Below are 21789 nucleotides of genomic sequence, written 5' to 3'. Positions count from 1 at the left end.
GTTGAAAGCCGGGATTCGGGATTCGGCGAATGCTGCTTCTGCCTCCCCCTTTTTAAAAAGGGGGATTGAGGGGGATTTGCTTTTGGCGCCTGGAGCAAGCGCTTCTCAACAGTCGAATGGCTGGTCAATCCCCCGTCATCTGCTACGCAGATGCCCGCCCCCTTTTGCAAAGGGGGCTGTTTCGCCCATCGGCTTCTGCCTCCCCCTTGACCAGCCATTCGGCTGTTGAAAGCGAAAAAAGGGGATTGAGGGTGATTCGCTACTGCTCTTCCCTACACCAGTGCTCTTCCCTACACCAGCCATCCGCGCACCACGCATTTCTGCGCGTAGCGCCAGAACAGCAGGGCGATGATGATCAGGATCACCGGCATCACCAGCCCCGCGACGCCGTAGGCGGTCCAGGCCGGCGTGGCCAGATAGGCGCCGATCATCTGCGCCAGCAGCGCGAGCAGGGAGACGAAGAACATCGTCACCGCCCAGCGTTTCCCCATCAGCATGCCCAGTGCCCCCAGCACGCCGCCGAACACCGCGATCGCGAAGGCCACGTTGAGCCACATGGGCGTGGCCTCGTAGACCTGGCGCTGCTGTTCGGTCATCCGCGCCAGCCCCTCGGCGCTCATGTTGACCTGCATCCAGAACATCGCCACGCCGATCAGGTTCCAGATCAACGCGATGATGGCCACGAACCGGAATCCCTTGGAACGCGGAATCTCCATGGTGCCGTTCATATGCCCTTCCCTCCCCAGGTTGTCGGACGGCGGGAGCATAAACCCGGCGGACTGTCATTGCGCTTACATCCTCAGCGCGGCGCGACCCGCCAGACGACGTTGCCGACATCGTCCGCCACCAGCAAGGCACCGGTCCGATCGAATGCGACACCGACCGGTCGCCCGCGCGCGTTGCCGCCGACATCGAGGAAACCGGTGAGCACATCGATCGGCGAGCCCATCGGCTGGCCCTCCGAAAACGGCACGAACACGACTTTGTAGCCGGCAGGATCGGAGCGGTTCCAGGAACCGTGCAGGCCGATGAACGCGCCTTCGCGGAAACGCGCGGGCAGGGCGTCGCCGCGCGCGAAGGCCAGGCCGAGCGCGGCCACGTGCGCGCCGAGCGCATAGTCCGGCGCAATCGCCCGCGCCACCCTGTCCGGATCCGCCGGCTTCACCCGCGCGTCCACATGCGCGCCGTAGTAGCTGTAGGGCCAGCCATAGAACGCGCCTTCGCGGACACGCGCCAGATAGTCCGGCACCAATTGATCGCCGATTTCATCGCGCTCGTTCACCACCACCCACAGCGCGCCGGTCTCCGGCTCCCACGCCAGTCCGACCGGATTGCGCAGGCCGGACGCATACACGCGGCGCGTCCCGCCGACGGGATCGATCTCCAGCACCGCCGCGCGATCGGTCTCGTTTGCCATGCCGTTCTCGCCGACATTGCTGTTGGAACCCACGCCCGCGTACAGCCGGCGCCCGTCGATACTGGCGACCAGGCTCTTGGTCCAGTGATGGTTGATGGGCCCACCGGGCAGATCCGCTACCTTCACCGGCGTGGCGTCGATGCGGGTCTGGCCGGAGCGGTACGGCACCCGCACCACCGCATCGGCATTGGCGATGTAGAGCTGATCGCCGACCAGCGCCATGCCGAACGGCGAGAACAGATCCGACAGCAGCACGTGGCGGGTTTCGGCGACACCATCGCCGTCGGCGTCGCGCAGCAAGGTGATGCGGTCGGCGCTGGGCACACCGGCGCCAGCCTTGGCCATCGTCCGCTTCATGAACCAGTTGCGCAGTCCTCCCTTCTCGCCTGGCTTGGGCGGCGCATTCGTCTCCGCCACAAGCACATCGCCATTCGGCAGCACGTACAGCCAGCGCGGATGTTCCAGACCACGCGCGAATGCCCGCACGGCCAGACCATCCGCCGCCATCGGCGCCGCGCCTTCCGGCCAGCCGACCGCGGGCGCGATGTTCACCGTGGGAATCCAGCGCTTCTGTGGGGCCGGCAGCTGTGGCCGGGGCCCGATTTCGCTGGTCTGCTGCGCGACGGAGGGCGCACACGCGGTGATCAGCAGCGCCAGCCCACCGCCCAGGAACTTCCGCATGCGCATGGCCGCGCTTCCCATCGGCAAGGACGATTCATGCTGGACCGCGCCGGGGGAACGCCGCGTCAAGACCGCTCAGGCGTCGTCCTGGCGCCGCACCGACACGGCCGGCACGCCGTCCTCGTCCACGCCGACCCGGATTTCGATCGGCCGGCAGCAGACCTGGCAATCCTCGACGTAGTCCTGCTCGCCGGCGGAGTCATCGACGAACAGGGTGATGATTTCCCCGCAGTAGGGACACGCGATGTCGGTCGAAGGAAGCTGCGGCATGGCGGCCCGCGCTCAGGCCGACCCGAGCTGCACGATCTCGCGGATGCGATCCATCCACAGGTAGTGCGCGTGCGCGGGATCGCGCTGATCGTCCAGCCGGACCACCGCATTGAAACCTTCCACGCCGTCCGCGTCGCGGAACACCTGCAAGCTCGGGCGGGTGGAAACCGTGCCGGTCAGCGTGCCGCCATCGACCAGGCGCAATTGCACCACCGCTTCGTCCGGCAGCGCCCGCACCATCGCCTCGAGCCGATCGATGTCGGCCTGCCGCGTATACAGCGTCTGCGGTACTTCGATCATGGCCGTCGCTCCCGGGAGGGACGACCCCACTCTAGCGCCGGGGCGATAAGCAACCGTGAAGATCGCGGAAACTCATCCGATCAGTTCGAGCAGCGCGCGCGCCGCCGGTTCGGAGGATGCGGGGTTCTGGCCGGTGATCAGCTTGCCATCCACCACCACATGCGGCTGGAACAGCGGGCCGGCTTCGAATCGCGCGCCCTTGGCCTTCAGTTCGTCCTCCAGCAGGAACGGCACCACGTCGGTGAGCTCCACCGCCGCTTCCTCGGCGTTGGTGAAGCCGGTAATCCGCTTGTCCTTGACCAACGGCTGGCTGAGCGTGCCCTGGGCATGCCGCAACACCGCCGGTCCATGGCACACCGCGGCCACCGGCTTGCCGGCGGCGAAACGGGTTTCGATCAGGCGGATCGAATCCGCGTCTTCGGCCAGATCCCACAAAGGACCGTGGCCACCGGGATAGAACACCGCGTCCACGTCCTCATCGAGCACCTCCGCCAGCGGGCGCGTCTGCGCCAGTTCGGCGATGGCGGCGGTGTCATTGTTGAAGCGCAGCGTCGCCGGGGTCTGCGCGTCGGCGGCATCGCTCTTCGGATCGAGCGGCGGCTGGCCGCCGCGCGGCGAGGCCAGCACGACTTCCGCGCCGGCATCCTTGAACACGTAGTACGGCGCGGCGAACTCCTCCAGCCAGAAACCGGTCTTGTGGCCGGTTTCGCCCAATTGGTCATGCGAGGTCAACACCATCAGGATCTTCATGATCCGGCTCCATTCGGAAACACCCGGGGAAGTGGCGACGCTAGCAGCGCGATCGCTAAAGGCAGGTAACGATCATGTGGCGATCGCGTTACCGCGGCCGCCACACCCCCTCCGGATCAGCCCTGCTTGATGCGATGCCCGCCGAATTCGTTGCGCATCGCCGCCAGCAGCTTGTCGGCGAACGAATCGTCCTCGCGCGAACGCAGGCGTTCCAGCAGCGACATCGTGATCACCGGCGCGGATACGTCCAGATCGATCGCCTCGGCCACCGTCCAGCGGCCTTCGCCGGAATCCTCGACGTAGGGCGCGATGCCGGCCAGGGTCGGATTCTTCTTCAGCGCATCGGAGGTCAGGTCCAGCAGCCAGGAGCGCACCACGCTGCCGTGGCGCCAGATCTCGGCGACCTGCTGCAGATCGATGTGGAAGGCTTCCTTGCGCTCCAGGATGGCGAAGCCTTCGGCGAAGGCCTGCATCATTCCGTACTCGATGCCGTTGTGGATCATCTTGGTGAAGTGGCCCGCGCCGGACGGGCCGACGTGGCCCCAGCCGCGATCGGCCGCCGGCGCCAGGGTCTCGAACAGTGGCCGCAGCGCTTCCACCGCCCTGTCATCGCCACCGATCATCAGGCTGTAGCCTTCGGCCAGGCCCCACACGCCGCCGCTGGTGCCGCTGTCGACGTAGTGCAGGCCGGCCTCGGCCAGGCGCGCGCCACGGCGCATGGTTTCCTTGTAGTTGGAATTGCCACCGTCGATGACCGTGTCGCCGGCCGACAACAGCGGCGACAACGCGTCCAGGGTTTCATCGACCACGCCGGCCGGCACCATCACCCAGACGATGCGGGGCGACGGCAGCGCGGCGATCGTCGCCTGCAGCGAATCGGCGATGACGATGCCGCGTTCGGCCGCCTGCGTGCGCGCGGCTTCGCCGGGATCGTAGCCATGCACGCGATGTCCGCCGCGGGTCAGGCGTTCGGCCATGTTGGCGCCCATGCGGCCCAAGCCGATCATTGCCAGTTCCATAAATGCTCCTGAGTTTCGGATGTGAAGGGAGGGAAGGAGTTGCATGGCTCAGGCGGTCAGCCAGGCGCGCAGCAGCTCGGTGGTTTCCTGCGGCTTTTCCATGGGGGGAAGATGGCCGCAGTCGGTGAATACGTGCAGGCGCGCACCGGGGATGCCGGCCTGCAGGATCCGCGATTCCTCCGGCGCGGTCATGCGGTCGTCATCGCCGACGCCGACCACCGCCGGCATCGCCAGCGTCGGCAGCAGCGGCTGCGAATCGGGGCGTTCCAGGATCGCGCGCTGCTGGCGGAGGAAGGCGTCGCGGCCGACCCGCTCGGCCATCGCCATGACGTCCTCGCCCACCGCGGTGTCCACCCGGCTGGCGTGCACCAGCTGCGGCAGCAGCTTGCGGGTGACCCCCGCGAAACGGCCGCGTTCGGCCATCGCCAGGCTGGCCCGGCGCACCGCCGCGCGTTTGGGCGGATCGGCGCGCGCGCTCGTGGACAACAGCGCCAGCCGCTCCACCCGCTGCGGCGCCCGGCGCAGGATCTCGAAAGCCACGTAGCCCCCCATCGACAGCGCGCCCAGCGCGAACCGCTCCGGCGCCTGCGCCAGCACGCGCGCGGCCATCGCGCCGACGCTGTCGTCGAGGGTCAGATCGGGGACCGCGACGTCGGCAAGGTCGGCCAGGCCGGCCACCTGGTCCCGCCACAGGCGGGCGTCGCAGAGCAGACCGGGGAGCAGCACGAGGGGAAAGCGCGCGGGGGAATCGGGCATCCGTGAATTTTAGTCGCCCGGCGCCCGGAAGCCGAGCGCACGGTGCTTTCCACGGGCGGAACACGCCTCCCGGCGTAGGCTGGTAGACCCCACATCGTCCATCCACATGCGCATCCTGCTCACCGGCGGCACCGGATTCATCGGCCGTCCCCTCTGTGCCCGCCTGATGGCGGGCGGCCATCGCCTGACCGTCTGGTCCCGCCACCCGGCCCTGGCCCGGCAACGCCTGCCCGGGGTCACGGTCATCGAGGACCTGGCCGAAGCGGGCGAGATCGAGGCGGTGGTGAACCTGGCCGGCGAGCCCCTGGCCGCCCGCCGCTGGAACGCCCGCCAGAAGCAGGCCATCCGCGATTCACGCCTGGGCACCACGGCGAAGCTCATCCGCTGGATGACGCCGCAGTTGCGGCGGCCGCACGTGCTGGTGTCCGGTTCGGCGATTGGCTACTACGGGCCGCATGACGATGCCCTGCTGGATGAATCGACCCCGCCCGGCGAGGACTTCGCCGCCACCCTGTGCCGGGATTGGGAATACGCCGCCATGCAGGCCGAAGACCTGGGCCTGCGGGTGTGCCGCCTGCGCACCGGCATCGTGCTCGGTCCGGACGGCGGCGCGCTGGGGAAAATGCTGCCGCCGTTCCGCTGGGGACTGGGCGGCCCGTTCGGCGACGGACGCCAATGGATGAGCTGGATCCACCGCGAGGATCTGGTGTCCCTGATCGTGTGGCTGCTGGAACAGGAATCGGCGGGCGGCGCGTACAACGGCACCGCGCCGGAACCGGTCCGCAACCGCGACTTCGCACGCGGCCTGGGCAGGACGCTGCACCGGCCTGCCCTGCTGCCGATGCCCGCGCCGCTACTGCGGCTCGCCCTGGGCGAAGCCGCGCAACTGCTGCTCACCGGCCAGCGGGTGATCCCCATGCATGCGCTGGTGGAAGGCTTCCGCTTCCGCTTCCCGCAGTTGGATGACGCCCTGCGCGACGTTCTGCGCCGTCCCGGCTGAGCCGCGCACCCGGAAGGATGCGCGGCTCGACCTCGCCGCGTTCAGAACGACTGCCGCAGCACCAGTTCCCAACTGCGCGGGTCCCCCAGATAGACCATGCTGTCGTTCAACGCATACACCACGTGGGTGCGATCACCGAGATTGCGTCCACGCAGGATGAGCCGCGTCTGCGGACTCCACTGCCAGCTCACATGCGCGCCCCACAGCGCGTAGCCGGCGGTGGACAGCGTATTGGCCGCGTTGGCGTAGCGCGACGACACGCCGCGCAGGTCGACGCCCGCCGACCAGCGATCATCGAAGGCGTAGTCCACCCACAGGTTGCCGACCCGCGCGGGCGTGTTGGCCGGCCGGTTGCCCGCGCGCGATACCGGCGCGCCGCCGACGCTCTCGAAGAAATCATCGAGGCTTGCGTCCACCCACGCCAGGTTGCCCTGCACATCCAGTCCCTCCAGCGGCTGCCAGCCGAAGGTGGCCTCGACGCCGCGCGCCGACTGCCGGCCGATCGGCAGGGTCTGGCCAGGATGATCGGGATCGGCGATGGCCAGGTTGTGGCGCACGATCCGGTACGCCGCCAGCGTCGCGAAGTGGCGGCCATCGCGCGACTGGAACTTCGCGCCCAGTTCTCCCTGCCGGCCGGTGGTCAGATCGAAGTCGCGCACGTTGGCGAAGCTGGCGGTGCTGAGGATGCCGGCCGGCGGATCGGCGGCGGTGCTGTACTGCGCGTACACACTGGCCCGCGAGGTGATCGCCCAGTTCAGCGCGGCGCGACCGGTGGTCGGCGTGTACTCGCGTTCGAACCGCGCCGGATTGCTCGCGCTGGCGGCGCGATGGTTGACCACGTCCAGGCGGATGCGATCCCGGCGCAGGCCGGTCAGCAGCGAGAGCGACGGCGTCAGTTCGGTCAGGTTCTCCACGAACAGGGCCTGGGTATGCAGGCGATTGGTGCGATCCGGCCGATACGCGAGCCGCGCGCCGGGCACGTCGAGAAAATCGCCCGGGGTGACCGCCTCCAGCGGCACGGTGTCGATCACCGCCGGCAGCGATTGCGGGAAACGGGTCTGGCGGTTGTAGCTGATGTCCAGTCCCGCGCTCCAGCGCGACGGCAGCCGGCCCAGTGCGCCGTCATGCGACCACTCCAGGCGGTTGCCGTAGACCTGCTGATCATGGCGCTGCAGCAGCGCGCCCGAGCGGATCACGGCCCGGTTGTCGGCGGTCAGGCGGTAGCTTTCGACATTGCGGTAATCGCGCAGGGCGTCGTAGTGATAGAGCGTGTTGCGCACGGTATCCGCGCCGCCCGGCGACCACTCCAGGATCGATCGCGCCCACAGCACGTCCTGTCCGTAGTAACCATCCGACACGTTGTAGTTGCGGCCCACCGTCTCCGGCAGCACCGACAGGCGCCCGATGGCCGGTTGGCGCACCGGCGTGCCCCAGTAGGGACGGTCGTTGTCCTCCCGCTGATGCTCCAGCGCCAACGTGTGGCGCAACGTGGGCGTCCATTGCGCCAGCCACGACGCGGCGACGGTGGTCGCCTGGCGCTGCTGGCCATCGATGGCGCTGTCGGCGTCACGCGCGCTGACATCCAGCCGCAGCGCCTGGCGCGCGGCATCGCCGCCCAGGCGCAGGTTGGCGCCCATCGCCACGGAACGGTCGCGGAAGGATCCGGCGCTGGCCTGCCATTGCGCATCGTCGCGTTCGAGGTTCGCCAGCCGGGTGACGTAGTTGATGGTGCCGCCGACCGCGCCGGCGCCGTACAGGAAACTCGACGGACCGCCGATCGCTTCCACCCGTTCGTATTGCCAGGCATCGACCGGGCGCGCGGCGATCGAGGCGTACTGCACGTCGATGCCATTGAACAGCTGGGTGATCTGGCTGCCGGAAAAACCGCGCAGGGTCACCGCGTTGCCGTTGCCGGGCGGCGAGGCCACGGTCAGGCCGGGAATGCCGGACAGCGCTTCCTGGGTGGTGCGCACGCCACGCGCATCGAGCGTGTCGCGATCGAGGACGGTGATCGAGACCGGCGTCTCGCGCACGCTCAGTCCCAACCGGGTGCCGGTGCCGGCTGGCGCATCCAGGGCGGTACGGCGGCCTTCGACGCGAACGGCGTCGAGCGTGGTGGCCTGCGTGTCGGCGGGCGGCGAATCCGCATCGGCGGCATGCGCCATCGCGGACGGGAGAACGGAGGACAGGGCCGCGAGCACGGCCAGGGAAAGACGGGACGCGCGAAGCGTGCCGCGATGATGCATCGACATGAATGCGAAACTCCGGAAGCGGCGCATGCGGCGCCGTGGGGAAACAGGGACGGTGATGGCGTTGCGCTACACCGCTGGTGGTCCCCGGCAACCCGCTCCCGCCGGCCGGAATGCTTCCCGCGTCAATGACGTTTCCGGCCCGCGCGCCGGCGCGGGCGGGCACGGCGGCGATGTCCAGTCGAAAGCCTCCGGTGGCGGCGGCAGCGCGGCGGCCAGCGGACATTGCGGACAGGCGTCGCCCTCGTCCGGCCAACCCGACGTCGGCGCGGCGGGTGCTTTTCCTGGTGCCGCTTTCGCGGTGTCCACCCACTTCAATCCGGCGGGCGTGCACAGTTCGATCCATCCGGCCAGCACATCGCCGCCGCGGCTGGCGAGCACGCGGCTGATTGAGGGCGCGAGCACGAGCAGCAGCGCGGCCAGCAACGCCAGCCGCGCCGTCGTCCGCGCGAACGGAATTCCGGGTCGCACCCGCGTGTCCTTCAGCGCACCGAAGCGCCTTTCAATCGCGGCTTGCCGTCGTGCACGTCGGTCCACACCAGCCAGGCGGCGCCGTTGGCCCAGCGCAGGCGCGGCATGCCGCTGGCGCGTCCACGCGCGGCCAGCGTGGCGACTTCCACACGCGTGGCGGATTGCCAGCGCAGGTCGTAGGTACCCAGCACGATGCGCTGGCCGCTTGCACCGCTTTCCTCCAGCCAACTCGCCAGCAGGCGGCCGTCGCCAAGCGCCAGACCCAGCCGGCCCAGCACCTGCCCGCCGCGCGCGAGCGTGATCGGCGCATCGAAGTGATCGCCCGCGTCACCCGAATGGGCCGCGCGCAGTTCCGGCATCCCGCCCGCCTCGGTGTACCAAGCCACCCAGACATCGTGGCCGCGCGCGGCCACCACCGGCCCGTTCACCGGACACGCCGGCATGTGCCAGCCATCGGTATGCACATCGCGTGGCGCGGTCCATGCCCGTCCGTCAAACCGGACGATGCGAGTGTCGCGGATCTCGCCCGCGGTGCGCCCGCGATACACGACCACCACGCCGCGATCGGTAATCGCCGACGCGGTGGTGCAGCAATCGCAGGTGGAGGCATCCAGCGGCCACTCGGCCAGCGGCCGCGCCTGCGCGCCATACAGCGCCGCGCGCAGCATCATCGCGCCGCCACCACCGTGATGGCCGCCGTCGTGCGCGGCGTCGGCGGAATGACCGGCACCGGCCGCCGCCTTCTGCCGGCTGTCCAGCCAGGCGATGCCGAGCTGATCCTCCGCCTGCGTCCAGAAGGTCACGAAACCATGATCGCCGCGGGTGCCGGCCGGATGCACCAGTTGCGGCGCGCTCCAGCTTCGTCCGCCGTCGCCGGAACGCACCAGATCGATGCCGTAGTCCATCCGCGAAGGCCCGGTGCTGCGCAGCCAATGTGCCCACAGCGAGCCATCGGGCAGCGCCTGGACATGCGGGGTGTCGGCCCAGTTGAGGAACCAGTCCTTTCCTTCGGCGATCGTGACGGGTGCCTGCCAGCCCGCTTTGCCGGCCCACGCCAGGCGCAGGCGATGCGCGCCTCCGGTCGCCGGCTCCACCCAGCTCAGCAGGCGTCGTCCATCGGGTGCAATCACCAGATCCGGCTGCGCGGCGCCCGCCGGCGCGGGCAGATGCCATTCGCTCGCCCGCGCCGACGGCGCGGTCGCGGCGATCTTGGTTTCCACCTCCGTTTCCGCGCCCTCGCGTCCGCGATCACCGCAGGCGGCCAGCAGGCCGATCAGGCTCCATGCGCCCACGCGCAGCAGGGCGGAAACGGAAAAGACGGGAGCGCGACGGCTCCCACGGAAGGCAACCCGCGACGCGATCGGGCGCGTCGGCATATGAACGGACATCGGCATTCTCCAAAGCACGGGCACGGCCACGTGGCCGCGGGAACAGCTCGGTACTCGTGGTTCAGAAAATCGTTGGCGGGCCCTGGCCGCCGAGTCCGCGCAGGCGGACCGGAACGTGTGGCACGGGGTGGCGCAGGTGCGTCGCGAGCCGCGCCAGGGGCAGCCACGGCACCTGCGCGATCAACGACAGCGGCATCGGCGGCAACGACGACACCAGCGGGCAGTAGGCGCAGTCCGCGCCCATCGGCGCGGACTGCGCGGGCGGGGTCTTGTCGGGCAGCGCGCCCGCGTCCACCCACTTCAGGCCACTCGCGGTGCACAGCTCGATCGCGGCGGTCATCGCGCCGGCCGCGCCCGCCGCCAGCGCCCGGCTCAGCGCGGACGCGAGCGCCAGCAGCAGCATGGCGCAGAGCGCCAGCCGGGCCATCGGACGGAAGAAGGCGGGATTGCGGATCACGGCGGGGATTCTAGCCCCCGCCGCGGCCCGATGCGCGCGCGGCGTCCGCCGCAAGTGCCTGATCCGGCAGGCGTGCGACGAAATGTCGCACGGCCCGCGCGGGCCCGCCGCGTCGCTCAGGAGGGCACGCTCGCCGGTGTCATCCGCAGGGCGGCCTGTCGCGCGCGATGCCGCCAGCACCACAACGCCATCAGCACGCTGGTGATCGCCAGCATGAATCCGAATTCGTCCACCGCATACACGGTGATGGGTCCGGTCTCGACCGTCAGCAGGGTGAACACCAGGCTGATCACCGCATTGTGGCTGCCGTGCAGGAAGGCGGCGGTCCAGACACTGCCGGTGTACTCGCGCAGCCAGGCGTACACGTAGCTCAGGCCCGTCACCATGATCGTGAAGCAGACCATCGCGAACGGCTTGGGCGGATCGCCGGGAAAGTTCAGCCAGAACAGCACCGGGTAATGCCATACCGCCCAGATCAGACCGGTGAACAGCGGACCGGCACCGAAGCCGAACCGCTGCACCAGTCGCGGTCCGAGGAAGCCGCGCCAGCCGATCTCCTCGCCCAGCGCCATCGTCACGTTGAGGACGAAGCTCACGCTCAACTGCAGCGCCAGCATCATGGCGATGATCGCGCCGTCGGACGCCTCCGGCAGCCCGATCACACGTCGCGCGTAGGGCAGGTAGATCTCGGTCGAGAGCTTGCCCATGCCGGTGGCCCAGATGATCCCGTAGGCGAACAGGCCATAGCCGATGGGAAGCAGATAGCTGAGCCAGGCGGCGCGCCCGCCGGGCCAGCGCCAGCCCAGCGTCGCCAGCGGGATCCGCGCCAGCAGGCAGGTCAGCAGCGCCGCCAGTCCCGGTCCCCACATCAGGCCGGTCACGAACAGGCGCCGCCCTTCCGCGTTGGCGAAGGACAGATTGAGCAGCAGGTAGAAGGGAAGGCTGAGAACGAAGGTCAACAGCAGGAACAGCACCACAGGATAGCGACGCATCATGACGACGACTCGAGGGGCCCCGGTGGCATCATGCCAGCTTGTTCCCCCGCGTGCAGCCATGGACGTCCAACAGACCCAGACCTTCTGCGCCGGCCTTCCCGGCGCCACCGTCACCGAGTGGGGCGAACCGGCCAACCTGCTGGCCTACTTCGTCGGCGGCAAGCGCTTCGCCCACTTCAAGACCAGCGCGCCGGAGCGCTGGCGCTTCAGCTTCAAGGTGGCGCCGGAACGGTTCCTCGAACTGACCGACCAGCCCGGCATCAAGCCGGCACGCTGGCTGGGCCGCTACCACTGGGTGACCGTGGTGGAGGTGCGCGCCATGCCCGACGAGGAACTGCGGGCGCTCATCCACTGGTCGTACCGGGCGGCGCTGGCCACGCTGAGCCGCGCGCGCCAGCGGGAGATCACCGGCGAGACGCCGGCACCGGCGCCTGCCCGGCGCGCGGGCAGGCGGAAGATTCAGGCTTCGCCCAGGTAATCCATCTTGCCCAGCGGCACACCGTTGTGGCGCAGGATCGCGTAGGCGATACCTACGTGGAACAGCAGGTTGGGCAACACGAAGCCCAGCAGATAGTCGCGACCGCTGAAATGCTGATCCCCGCTGCGACGCGGCAGCACCACGTCCCTGCCTTCGCTGCCGTCGATCTGCGCCGGCGTGAAGGTGCCCAGGAATTCCAGCGCGCGATCCAGCCGCGCCTGCAATTCCTCGAAGGTCGTCTCGTTGTCCTCGAAGCGCGGCGATTCCACACCGGCCAACCGCGCCGGCGCGAACTTGGCGGTGTCGGTGGCGATCTGCACCTGTCGCAGCAGCGGCAACATGTCCGGATACAGGCGCGACTGCAGCAGCACCGCCGGGTCGTAGCCCTGCGCCAGTGCATGCGCGTGCCCCTTGTCAAGGATGTGCCTGAAATTGCGCAGCGCGCGGATCAGCACGGGAACGGAGGCCTGGTACATCGACAGGGATTCGCTCATGGCGGCGGGCTCGGGACAGGGAAGCGCGCAGCTTAGACAAGTCCGGTTCCGGTGATTAGCCCTTTCCGGCGGGAGAGTCCATCCCGAATCGCGTGCTGCGTCCGCATGCGTTCCCCGCTTCAAGGAACGGGCGCGCGCGTTGTGCGCAATCCATCGCGGAAATCCAGTGCCGATGCGTCATTCCTTCGTTCCATCGACGGGAAACTGCATCGCCGACGCCGCCGTTTGTTCCGGCATTCGCATCCCTATCTTTGTTTCGCACGACGGCTGCCCAGGCATTCCGCCAGGACCCGTCGCCAGAAGCATCGCCACTCCCTCCCCCGCGCGATGCATGCAGGAGTTCCAGACATGAAGAACAACAACAAGCTGTCCCGTGCCCTCCTTTCCGCCGCGCTGCTGGGCGGTATCGCCTTCGGCGCGCAGGCGGCCGAGCCCAAGGGCTTCTATGCCGGCGTCGGCGCCGGCCAGTCCAGCGTGGACGAACAGCGCTACGACGACGAGGACACCGCGTTCTCGGTGTTCGGTGGCTACCAGTTCAATCATTGGTTCAGCCTGGAAGCCGGCTATTCGGATCTCGGCAAGCTGGAACCGCGCGGCAACCTCGGCCGTCCGCTGGAGGCCAGCAGCATTTCGCTGACCGCGGTCGCCACCGTGCCGTTTACCGAGAAGTTCTCCGGCTATGCCAAGGCCGGCGTGCAGCGCTGGGATCTGGATCGCGCGTTGCCGGAGGTGACCCGCACCCGCGACGACAGCGGCACCGACGCCACCTATGGCCTTGGCCTGCAATACCGCTTCACCGACAGGGTCGCGCTGCGCGGCGAATACAGCCGCTTCGAGATCGAGGACGCGGACGTGGATCTGGCGCAGTTGCAGGTCCGTTACGACTTCTGATCCCGCACGCGGTTCAGCCTTGAAAACCGCCGGCCCGTCCGGCGGTTTTCGTTCGCGGGCAGGGACGCGGTAGCATCGCCCTCCCCCCTTCTGCCTGGCGAGTTTCCCGATGTCCCACTGGTCCGACCTGATCCGCGACGTGCCCGATTTCCCCAAGCCGGGCATCGTGTTCAAGGACATCACCCCGGTGCTGGCGGACGCCGACGGCTTCGCCGAGGCGATGGCCGAACTGGCCGAACCCTGGCGCGGCACCGCGCTGGACGCGGTGATCGGCGTGGAATCGCGCGGCTTCATCCTGGGCGCGGCGCTGGCGCGCGAACTGGACATCGGTTTCGTGCCCGTGCGCAAACCGGGCAAGCTGCCCGCGCGCACGTTGACCCTGGACTACACGCTGGAATACGGCAGCGACCGGCTGGAAATCCATGCCGACGCCCTGCCGGCGGGCGCGCGCGCGCTGGTCATCGATGATGTCCTCGCCACCGGTGGCACGCTGCGCGCGGCGGTGGCCCTGGCACGCCGGCAGGGCGCCGAAGTGGTCGGTGCGGCGGTGCTGGTGGAACTGGCGTTCCTCGGCGCGCGCGAACGCTGGGACGACCCGACACCGCTGTGGTCGGCGCTGGCGTTTTGATCCCGACCAATGTCCATCCGCCGTCAACTCCCCCCGCCGCTCCGTCATTCCTGCTCCGCTTCATTCCAGTTCTCCCGTCATTCCAGCGAAAGCGGGAATCCATTTCGACTTGAGCGGGGCATCGACCGCACGACTTCTTCACCTGTCTCGTCCCTCATACGGGATTCGAATTCGTCTGGACGCGCCACGACGGCCATGTGGTGCACTGGCGTACCCACGCGCCGGACTGGCCCCCTCCATGCGCTTCCCTGTGGGAGCGACGTGAGTCGCGAGCTTTTCGCCGTGCAATCCGGGAAACATCGCGACTGACGTCGTTCCCACAAGAGATCACCGCCTGGCCGTGGGAGCGAGATCAGTCATGAGCTTTTCCGGCAATTCCGGCTGCATCGCGACTGACGTCGCTCCCGCAAGGAACGGGAACGGATTTCGCCCTGCCGACAGGCACTAGCCCATCCGGCATATGGCCGGGCATAAGGCGCGTGCTAACGTCGCCACCGGCCACAACGGGTGTGGACGGGCGAGGAGAGACGCGTGGCCTGCCCGTTGTCGGCTCTTCGCTTCCTGCGGCCCGCATGATTCCGTTGGCCGTTTGCGCCGCACGCTGTTCCTGATCGTCACGCGATACGTTCCGGCTGGGGAAATCCATGGCAACGAAGCAGACCACGCCTCCGCTGGAGGACGCGAAGATTCCGGTGAAGATCAAGCTGTCCGCGCTGTGGACCAGCCTGATGCTGTGCTACGTCTATGGCGACTATTTCGGCCTGTACCGGCCGGGCAAGCTTGACAACATGATCAACGGCAAGATGGGCCCGCTCGGCGCGGTCACCCAGAACGTGCTGGTCGGCACCTCGATCATGATGGCGATACCGGCGTTGATGGTGTTCCTGTCGCTGGCGATGAAACCCGCGCTCAGCCGCTGGGTGAATGCGCTGCTGGGCCTGGCCTATGCCGCGATCATGGTGCTGACCATGCCGGGTGCCTGGCGCTTCTACCAGTTGCTCGGCGTGATCGAAATCCTTCTGTCCCTGACCATCGTCGGCCTCGCGCTGAAATGGCCGCGCCGCCCGCTCTGACGCCCCTCCCGGACGCTCCCCATGAACATGGATTCCGTCATCACGCTGCCGCATCCGCGTACCACCGCCCGCATCGCCGGGATGCTGTACCTGATCGTGGTGCTGGCCGGCATCTTCAGCATCGCCTACGTCCCGTCGCAGACGCAGGTGGCCGGCGACGCGGTGGCGACCGTCGCGAAGATCACCGCGAATGAGGGCCTGTTCCGGCTCGGCATCGCCGCCGGACTGGTCTGCTACCTCGCGTTCCTGTTGCTGCCGCTGGCGCTGTACCGGTTGCTCGCGCCGCACGGCAGGACCGCCGCCACGTTGATGGTCGCGCTGGCGGTGGCCAGCGTGCCGCTGTCGTTCTTCAACCTGCTGCACAAGCTCGACGTGCTGAGTCTGCTGGACAACGCCGGCTACCTGCGCGCGTTCACGCCCGAGGAACTGAACGCGCAGGTGATGCTGGCGCTCAAGGGTTACGCCAACGGCATCCTGGTGTCCAAGCTGTTCTGGGGATTGTGGCTGCTGCCGTTCGGCTGGCTGGTGTTCACTTCGCGCCTGCTGCCGCGCGTCCTCGGCATCCTGTTGATGCTGGGTTGCCTGGGTTACGTGATCGATGTCTTCGCCCGCCTGCTGGTCCCCGGCTTCGCCGAGACCGCGCTGGCGGGATACATCACCCTGCCCGCCACGCTGGGCGAAATCGGCACCTGCCTGTGGCTGCTGGTGCTGGGTGTGCGCATCCCCGCGCGGCGGTAATCCGCCTTACCCGCAACGCCGGCCTCCACCAGGGCGGACCGGCAGATGCGCGCGGCCATGGCTTCCGGCATCATCCGCCGACTTCCGGCCACCGGCTGGACACCAGGGAGCAGCGCATGCGGACGCGTAACCGGCAGGCACGGAGACAGGCGCCATGGAAAGCGGGACTGCTGGTCGTTGCATGGTTCCTGATCCCCCTCGGCCTGCATGCGCAGACCCTTGCCTGGCCGGACAAACCGTCGGCTTCCAACCCCGCGCTGGAACGACAGGTGCCCGCGCTGGCCCGCAAACTGCTGGCTGATTACCAGGATCCCGATCGTGAGCGCGGACTGATCAACCGGGTGCGCCTGCAGATGGTGGCCGGACAGCCGAAGGCCGCCTTGGCGAGCATCGCCGCGCTGCGCGAGGTGCGCCGGGAGACGGCGCCGGAGCAGGCGGATGTGCTGTTCATCCAGTACGAAATCGACGCCGATGCGCGGATGCGCGGCGAGGCCAATCCCGCCGCCGCGTTTCGGCGCACGTTCGCGCGCCTGGACGATCGGCAGGCCGCCCGCGCGCTGCCGGTGCTGGGCGCGGATCTGCCGCGCGCGCGGCGCGATCTGGATGCTGCGTTGGAGAAGCAGCGCGGCAAGATCGCCATCGAACGGGCCGACGCACTGGAGCTGGTCCGCCTGTATCAGTTCCATACGGTCTATACGACGCTGTTGCCTGTGCTGCCGCAACTGTTGGCCGAGGACGAAGCCAACCGCTATCTCATAGAACGCGACGTGGTGATTCCCGGCGCCGATGGCACGAGCCTGCGCGGCCTGGTGGTGCGTTCGCGCAAGGTGACCACGCCGCAGCCGGCACTGCTCGGTTTCACCATCTATGTGAATGACGACTGGACGCTGTCCGACGCCAAAGCTGCCGCCGCGCATGGTTATGTCGGCGTGTTCGCCTTCAGCCGCGGCAAGGCCGGAGCGCCGGGCACGCCGGTGCCCTACGAGCATGACGGCGAGGATGCCGCGGCCGCCATCGACTGGATCAGCCGACAGCCATGGTGCGACGGCCGGATAGGCATGTATGGCGGCAGCTACAACAGCTTCACCCAATGGGCGGTCGCCAAGCATCGGCCGCCGGCTCTGAAGGCGATGCTGACCTCGGCCTCGACCGCGCCGGGCATCGACATTCCGATGCAGGGCAATGTCTTCCTCAACTTCCTGTATCCGTGGCCGCTGTGGACCGCCGCCAACGCCACGCTGGACAACGACAGCTACGGCGACGAGGAACGCTGGCGGCGCCTGGACGCCACCTGGTACCGCAGCGGCCGCGCCTACCGCGATCTGCCCGCGATAGACGGCCATCCCAATCCCTATTTCTCGCGCTGGCTGGAGCATCCGTCCTACGACGCCTATTGGCAGGCGATGACCCCGCAGGGCGAGGAGTTCGCCGCCATCGACATTCCCGTGCTCGCCGTGACCGGCTACTTCGACGGCGCGCGCGTGGGCGTGCAGCATTACTTCGACGAACACCTCCGCCACAACCCCAAGGCGGATCACACCCTGCTGATCGGGCCCTACAACCATTTCTCGATGCAGACCGGCGCGGCGCGCGTCCAGGAAGGCTATGAAGTGGATCCTGCAGCGCTGATCGATCTGCCCGCCCTGCGCTTCCAATGGTTCGATCATGTTCTGCGCGGCGCGCCGCGTCCGTCCGTCCTGAAGGATCGGATCAACTATCAGGTGATGGGCGCCGACGCGTGGAAGCATGCCGCGTCCCTCGAGGCCATGGCCAACCAGCGCCAGCGGCTGTACCTGCAACCGTCCACGGCCGGCGGCATCGAGGGCGTGCTGTCGGAACAGGCCTCCAACAAGCGCGGGCAGAGCGTGCTGACCGTGGATCTGGCCGACCGCAGCGACGCCGACTGGAATCCGCCGACCCTGTCGATGCTGGACGCGCTGGACCCGCACGGCGCGCTGGTGTTCCGCGGCGCACCGCTGTCCGCCCCGGTCGAGTTGTCCGGTCTGTTCTCCGGTGAGCTCGACTTCATCACCAACAAGCGCGACTTCGATCTCAACCTGGCGCTGTACGAGCAGTTGCCGGATGGTCGCTATCTGCTGCTGTCCTGGCACATGGGTCGCGCCAGCCACGCGCGTGACCGCGGCCGGCGCGAGCTGCTGGCTCCGGGCAAGCCGCAGTCGATCGCGTTCCGCAGCGAACGCCTCACCAGCCGGCAGTTGCAGCCGGGCAGCCGGCTGGTGGTGGTGCTGGGCGTCAACAAGCAGCGCGACCTGCAGATCAACTACGGCAGCGGCAAGGAGGTCGGCGAGGAGACCATCGCCGATGCCGGCGCGCCGCTGGAGATCCGCTGGCTGGGCAGCAGCCATATCGAGGTACCGCTGCTGCGTTGAGTGGCGTCTGCCGCTACAGTGATGTTACACAGGCGGCCAGCGATGACCCACGTTTTCGTCAGCATCAACCCGAACATTCCGGAACCGGATCTGTCGCGGCTCAAGCTGTTCCACGATCGGGTGGTGGCGCTCGCCAACACCCGGCTGGTCAAGGCCGGGCAGTCGAACATCCATGCCTCGATCACGCTGGACGCGGCGAAGGGCATCGCCCGCCGCGTCGCGTTGCCGCCGGAAGAACAGGTCGCGCAGTTCCTGATGGCTTTCCGGTTCTTCTACATGAAAAGCGAGGAGACCCACTTCCCGCGCATCGTGAACCTCGTGTCCCGGCACGCGGCCCCCGGGGCGGCGGTGGTGTTCCGCGCCATCAAGGCGCGCTGGGAGAATTCCTGCTCGGTCCAGTTGCGTCTCAACGGCGAGCCGATCACCTCGGGCAGGCTCATCGACCTGTGGTTCAACGCGCACTACTTCCATGGCGAACCAGCCAAGCGCGAACAACTGGATGGCATGAATGCGCTGCTGTCCGACGACCTGAGCAAGTTCATGCTGCTGGACGCGGTCTACAACGCGTCGGAGATCGTGCGCGGATTCCACACCGGCATCGGCGCGCTGTTCGTCCCGGTCGGCACGGAAATCTAGCCGCGCGCTCAGTTGCGCAGCGCGCGCCCGCACATCGCCACGCCGACCATCATCGCCGCCAGCAGCAGGAACGCGGTGGGCAGGCTGCTGTGGTGGGCGACGAAGCCGATGCCGGCCGGACCGGTCAACACGCCGGCATAGGCGATCGTGGTCATCGCCGGCACGGCCAGCGCCTGCGGCATCACCTTCTGCCGGCCGGCGGCGGTGAACAGCACCGGCACGATGTTGGAGCAGCCCAGGCCGACCAGCGTGTAGCCGGCCAGCGACCATTGCCATTGCGGCAGGCAGGCCGACAGGGTGATGCCCGCGGCGGCCAGCAGGCCGCCCTGCCACACCACCCGCGTCGGTCCCAGCCGCGCCACGATCGCGTCGCCAGCGAACCGTCCGCCGGTCATCGCCAGCGCGAAGCAGGCGTAGCCGAAACCGGCCTGCGCCGAGGCCATGCCGCGCTGTTCGGTCAGGAACACCGCGCTCCAGTCCAGCATCGCGCCTTCGGTCAGGAACACCACGAAGCCCAGCACGCCCAGCAGGATCACGAACCCGTGCGGCACCGCGAACAGCGGACCCTCGTGAGGGCTGCCGTAGGGCAGCAGGCCGCGCCAGTTGAAGGCCAGCAGCAGCAGGATGAAGGTCGCCCAGAACAGGGTCATCGCCAGCGGCGCCAGGCCCAGCGACATCATCACCGCCGCACCCGCCGCGCCGACGATGCCACCCAGGCTGAAGAAACCATGGAAACCGGACATCATCGGCCGCCCCGCCGCCTCCTCCACGATCACGGCCTGCACGTTGAACGCGCAGTCGGCCGCGCCAATCGCCGCGCCGAACACGAACAGCACCGCGCCCAGCGCGTACACCGACGGCACCCAGGCCAGCAGCGGCAGCATCAGGCTGGACACGATCGTGCACAGCACCAGCACCCTCCGGCAGCCCTGCCGCGTGGTCCAGGCGCCGGCCAGCGGCATCGCGATCAGCGAGCCCAGGCCCAGGCACAGCAGCAGCGCGCCGAGCGAGGCTTCGTCCAGGCCGGCGCGGGCCTTGGCGAATGGCACCAGCGCCGCCCACACCGCCACCGCGCAGCCGGCGGCGAAGAACAGCAGGCGGGTGGCGCGGTACTCGACACGGGAAATGACGGAATCGGAAGCGGCGGCGGACATCGGGATGATTCTTGGGGGAGGGGATGAAACGGTGCGGGATTCAGCGCCGATCGGCGCGATGGACGGCGATTTCCTGCTGCTCGAAGGAACGGCGCAGGCTTTCCAGCGCGTCGTGCTCGACGATGAGGTGATCGATCTGATGCAACGAGGCGAACTGGAAGCGCGCGTCCGCGCCGAACTTCTCGTTCATCACCACCACCGCGGTCTCGCCGCTGCATTCGATCATCGCCCGCTTGAACAGCGACTCCTCGGCGTCATTGCCCCACAGGCCGCTGTCGATGTCGACCGCACAGGTGCCCGGGAAGCATAGATCCGCACGCACCCGCCGCAGTTCCTGCACCGCCTGCGCGCCGATGGCCGCGCCGATCCGGTGTTCGATGCGCCCGCCGATGACCAGCACTTCCACGTCGGTCCGTTCCATCAGCCGGAAGGCGATATCGGGCGCGTTGGTGACGACGGTCAGATCGAAGTTGCGCGGCAGCGCGTCGGCGATCGCGCTGTTGGTGGAACCGGCATCGAGAATGACCGTCTGGCCCTTGCGCAGCAGACCCAGCGCGGTGCGCGCGAGCAGTTGCTTGCGCTCGGAATCCTGGCCCTGGCGCTGCAGCAGCGGCTTCACTTCCGGCGCGTGCAGCAGGGCGCCACCATAGATGCGCCGGCACAGGCCGCGCGCGGCCAGTTCGCGCAGATCGCGACGAATGGAGTCCTCGGAGACCGCGAATTCCTGAGCCAGTTCCACCGCCAGCACGCGTCCCTGCGCATGCAGGCGCTGGAGGATGCGCTGCTGGCGTTCTTCCGGCAGCAGGTCGAGGCCGGGAACCGCGCTCATCGAGGCGGCGCCACGCCCAGGCGCGCAAGTTCTCCATGCAGCTGCGCGGCGTCGTGGAAGTGGATCGCGTGCATGCCCAACCGCGCCGCCGCCTCGACGTTGCAGGCCGTGTCGTCGATGAACACCGTACGGTCGGCGCGCAGGCCGTGGCGCTCCATCAGCAACTGGAAAATGGCCGGGTCCGGTTTGGCCATGCGCTCCTGGCCGGACACCATGATGCCGTCGAACCAGCCGAGGAAGCCGTAGCGTTCCAGCGCGTGCGGGAAGGTTTCGCGCGACCAGTTGGTCAGCGCGTACAACCGGCAGTCGCCGCCGCGCAGTTCGTCCAGCAACCGCACGGTGGGCGCCAGCGCCTCGCCCAGTGTTTCGGTCCAGCGATCGCGATAGGCGCGGATGCGCGCCGCCTGATCGGGATGGCGCGCGATGGCTTCGTCCACCGCCTCGTCCCAGCCACGACCGGCATCCTGCGCGGCATTCCAGGCCGGACTGCACACCTCGGCGAGGAACCATTCCATGCCGGCGACGTCGTCGCCGAACAGTGGGCGGTAGAGATAGCGGGGATTCCAGTCGATCAGCACGCCACCGAGGTCGAAGACGATGGCGTCGATGGCCGGCGCCGGGGAAGGCGCGGGAGCGGGGGCGGAAATGGGTTCCGGGCGGTGCATGGGGGGAATGACCTGTGCGGGCTGGCGGCGATTGTGCATAAACATGCACAATCGTGCAAC

The 21789-nt window shown here is 68.4% G+C and carries 24 protein-coding genes; 8 read left to right on the top strand and 16 right to left on the bottom strand.

All coding sequences use genetic code 11. The features are described 5' to 3' along the window. Nucleotides 1–290: 290 nt before the first annotated feature. The 7 genes from AC3DEZ_RS19080 to AC3DEZ_RS19050 all read right to left on the bottom strand — a co-directional run bounded on the left by AC3DEZ_RS19080 (nt 291) and on the right by AC3DEZ_RS19050 (nt 5193). Complete coding sequence (locus tag AC3DEZ_RS19080; protein ID WP_488389617.1) at nt 291–728, bottom strand: hypothetical protein; 438 nt, start codon at nt 726–728, stop codon at nt 291–293. A 71-nt stretch (nt 729–799) separates the two neighbouring features. Beyond that, entirely contained in the window at nt 800–2119 is a 1320-nt protein-coding gene (locus AC3DEZ_RS19075) for a PQQ-dependent sugar dehydrogenase (RefSeq protein WP_488389701.1), read from the bottom strand. A gap of 54 nt (nt 2120–2173) precedes the next feature. Next, nucleotides 2174–2368 (bottom strand): CPXCG motif-containing cysteine-rich protein, encoded by a 195-nt coding sequence (locus AC3DEZ_RS19070; protein ID WP_447104668.1) that lies wholly within the window; start codon nt 2366–2368, stop codon nt 2174–2176. Between the two features lie 12 nt (nt 2369–2380). Further along, nucleotides 2381–2668, bottom strand: coding sequence for a DUF3247 family protein (locus AC3DEZ_RS19065; protein WP_488389616.1), 288 nt, complete (start codon nt 2666–2668; stop codon nt 2381–2383). Between the two features lie 72 nt (nt 2669–2740). Beyond that, nucleotides 2741–3418, bottom strand: a complete 678-nt coding sequence (locus AC3DEZ_RS19060; protein WP_488389615.1) for a type 1 glutamine amidotransferase domain-containing protein — start codon at nt 3416–3418, stop codon at nt 2741–2743. A 116-nt stretch (nt 3419–3534) separates the two neighbouring features. After that, entirely contained in the window at nt 3535–4437 is a 903-nt protein-coding gene (gnd, locus tag AC3DEZ_RS19055; protein WP_447104665.1) for a phosphogluconate dehydrogenase (NAD(+)-dependent, decarboxylating), read from the bottom strand. A gap of 48 nt (nt 4438–4485) precedes the next feature. Beyond that, nucleotides 4486–5193: an alpha/beta fold hydrolase gene (locus AC3DEZ_RS19050; protein ID WP_488389614.1), complete on the bottom strand. Its 708-nt coding sequence runs from the start codon at nt 5191–5193 to the stop codon at nt 4486–4488. A 106-nt stretch (nt 5194–5299) separates the two neighbouring features. On the opposite strand from AC3DEZ_RS19050, the gene AC3DEZ_RS19045 reads away from it, so the two are divergent. Then, nucleotides 5300–6193, top strand: a complete 894-nt coding sequence (locus AC3DEZ_RS19045; protein WP_488389613.1) for a TIGR01777 family oxidoreductase — start codon at nt 5300–5302, stop codon at nt 6191–6193. 41 nt (nt 6194–6234) lie between these two features. Here the strand turns inward: AC3DEZ_RS19045 and AC3DEZ_RS19040 are convergent, their stop codons facing one another. The 5 genes from AC3DEZ_RS19040 to AC3DEZ_RS19020 form a co-directional block, all read right to left on the bottom strand. Beyond that, a complete protein-coding gene (locus AC3DEZ_RS19040) occupies nt 6235–8445 on the bottom strand; it encodes a TonB-dependent receptor (RefSeq protein WP_488389612.1) in 2211 nt (736 codons plus the stop codon). A gap of 66 nt (nt 8446–8511) precedes the next feature. After that, entirely contained in the window at nt 8512–8913 is a 402-nt protein-coding gene (locus AC3DEZ_RS19035) for a DUF2946 family protein (RefSeq protein ID WP_488389611.1), read from the bottom strand. Nucleotides 8914–8924: 11 nt separating this feature from the next. Next, complete coding sequence (locus tag AC3DEZ_RS19030) at nt 8925–10301, bottom strand: hypothetical protein (protein WP_488389610.1); 1377 nt, start codon at nt 10299–10301, stop codon at nt 8925–8927. 61 nt (nt 10302–10362) lie between these two features. Then, the gene (locus AC3DEZ_RS19025; protein ID WP_488389609.1) at nt 10363–10758 is read right to left on the bottom strand and encodes a DUF2946 family protein; all 396 of its coding nucleotides are present in this window, start codon (nt 10756–10758) and stop codon (nt 10363–10365) included. Between the two features lie 116 nt (nt 10759–10874). Then, nucleotides 10875–11750, bottom strand: a complete 876-nt coding sequence (locus tag AC3DEZ_RS19020; RefSeq protein ID WP_488389608.1) for a CPBP family intramembrane glutamic endopeptidase — start codon at nt 11748–11750, stop codon at nt 10875–10877. Nucleotides 11751–11811: 61 nt separating this feature from the next. Between AC3DEZ_RS19020 and AC3DEZ_RS19015 the strand changes: the two genes are divergently transcribed. Continuing rightward, nucleotides 11812–12231: an MmcQ/YjbR family DNA-binding protein gene (locus AC3DEZ_RS19015; RefSeq protein WP_488389607.1), complete on the top strand. Its 420-nt coding sequence runs from the start codon at nt 11812–11814 to the stop codon at nt 12229–12231. Here the strand turns inward: AC3DEZ_RS19015 and AC3DEZ_RS19010 are convergent. Then, nucleotides 12213–12725, bottom strand: a complete 513-nt coding sequence (locus AC3DEZ_RS19010) for a DUF1993 domain-containing protein (protein WP_488389606.1) — start codon at nt 12723–12725, stop codon at nt 12213–12215. The genes AC3DEZ_RS19015 and AC3DEZ_RS19010 overlap by 19 nt on opposite strands. Before the next feature lie 348 nt (nt 12726–13073). Between AC3DEZ_RS19010 and AC3DEZ_RS19005 the strand changes: the two genes are divergently transcribed. The 6 genes from AC3DEZ_RS19005 to AC3DEZ_RS18980 all read left to right on the top strand — a co-directional run bounded on the left by AC3DEZ_RS19005 (nt 13074) and on the right by AC3DEZ_RS18980 (nt 19081). Continuing rightward, nucleotides 13074–13616 (top strand): porin family protein, encoded by a 543-nt coding sequence (locus AC3DEZ_RS19005; RefSeq protein ID WP_488389605.1) that lies wholly within the window; start codon nt 13074–13076, stop codon nt 13614–13616. A gap of 109 nt (nt 13617–13725) precedes the next feature. Further along, on the top strand, nt 13726–14244 hold the full coding sequence (locus tag AC3DEZ_RS19000) for an adenine phosphoribosyltransferase (protein WP_488389604.1): 519 nt from the start codon (nt 13726–13728) through the stop codon (nt 14242–14244). Nucleotides 14245–14888: 644 nt separating this feature from the next. Then, entirely contained in the window at nt 14889–15317 is a 429-nt protein-coding gene (locus tag AC3DEZ_RS18995) for a DUF6326 family protein (protein WP_488389603.1), read from the top strand. Between the two features lie 21 nt (nt 15318–15338). After that, on the top strand, nt 15339–16055 hold the full coding sequence (locus tag AC3DEZ_RS18990) for a DUF4386 domain-containing protein (protein ID WP_488389602.1): 717 nt from the start codon (nt 15339–15341) through the stop codon (nt 16053–16055). Between the two features lie 116 nt (nt 16056–16171). Further along, on the top strand, nt 16172–18445 hold the full coding sequence (locus AC3DEZ_RS18985) for a CocE/NonD family hydrolase (RefSeq protein ID WP_488389601.1): 2274 nt from the start codon (nt 16172–16174) through the stop codon (nt 18443–18445). Nucleotides 18446–18487: 42 nt separating this feature from the next. Further along, nucleotides 18488–19081 (top strand): hypothetical protein, encoded by a 594-nt coding sequence (locus AC3DEZ_RS18980; RefSeq protein ID WP_488389600.1) that lies wholly within the window; start codon nt 18488–18490, stop codon nt 19079–19081. Nucleotides 19082–19089: 8 nt separating this feature from the next. On the opposite strand, the gene AC3DEZ_RS18975 is transcribed toward AC3DEZ_RS18980, so the two are convergent. Genes AC3DEZ_RS18975 through AC3DEZ_RS18965 form a run of 3 tightly spaced genes read right to left on the bottom strand, consistent with a single transcriptional unit; the run spans nt 19090 to nt 21729 of the window. Continuing rightward, nucleotides 19090–20235: an MFS transporter gene (locus tag AC3DEZ_RS18975; protein ID WP_488389599.1), complete on the bottom strand. Its 1146-nt coding sequence runs from the start codon at nt 20233–20235 to the stop codon at nt 19090–19092. Between the two features lie 40 nt (nt 20236–20275). Beyond that, on the bottom strand, nt 20276–21064 hold the full coding sequence (locus AC3DEZ_RS18970; protein ID WP_488389598.1) for a DeoR/GlpR family DNA-binding transcription regulator: 789 nt from the start codon (nt 21062–21064) through the stop codon (nt 20276–20278). Then, the gene (locus AC3DEZ_RS18965) at nt 21061–21729 is read right to left on the bottom strand and encodes an HAD family hydrolase (protein ID WP_488389700.1); all 669 of its coding nucleotides are present in this window, start codon (nt 21727–21729) and stop codon (nt 21061–21063) included. The genes AC3DEZ_RS18970 and AC3DEZ_RS18965 overlap by 4 nt, the downstream gene beginning before the upstream one ends. Nucleotides 21730–21789: the final 60 nt, after the last annotated feature.

The sequence above is a fragment of the Pseudoxanthomonas sp. 134C1 genome, from assembly GCF_057773065.1.
The sequence above is the reverse complement of the archived record's forward strand: the minus strand, read 5'-3'. Positions and strand labels throughout refer to the sequence as shown.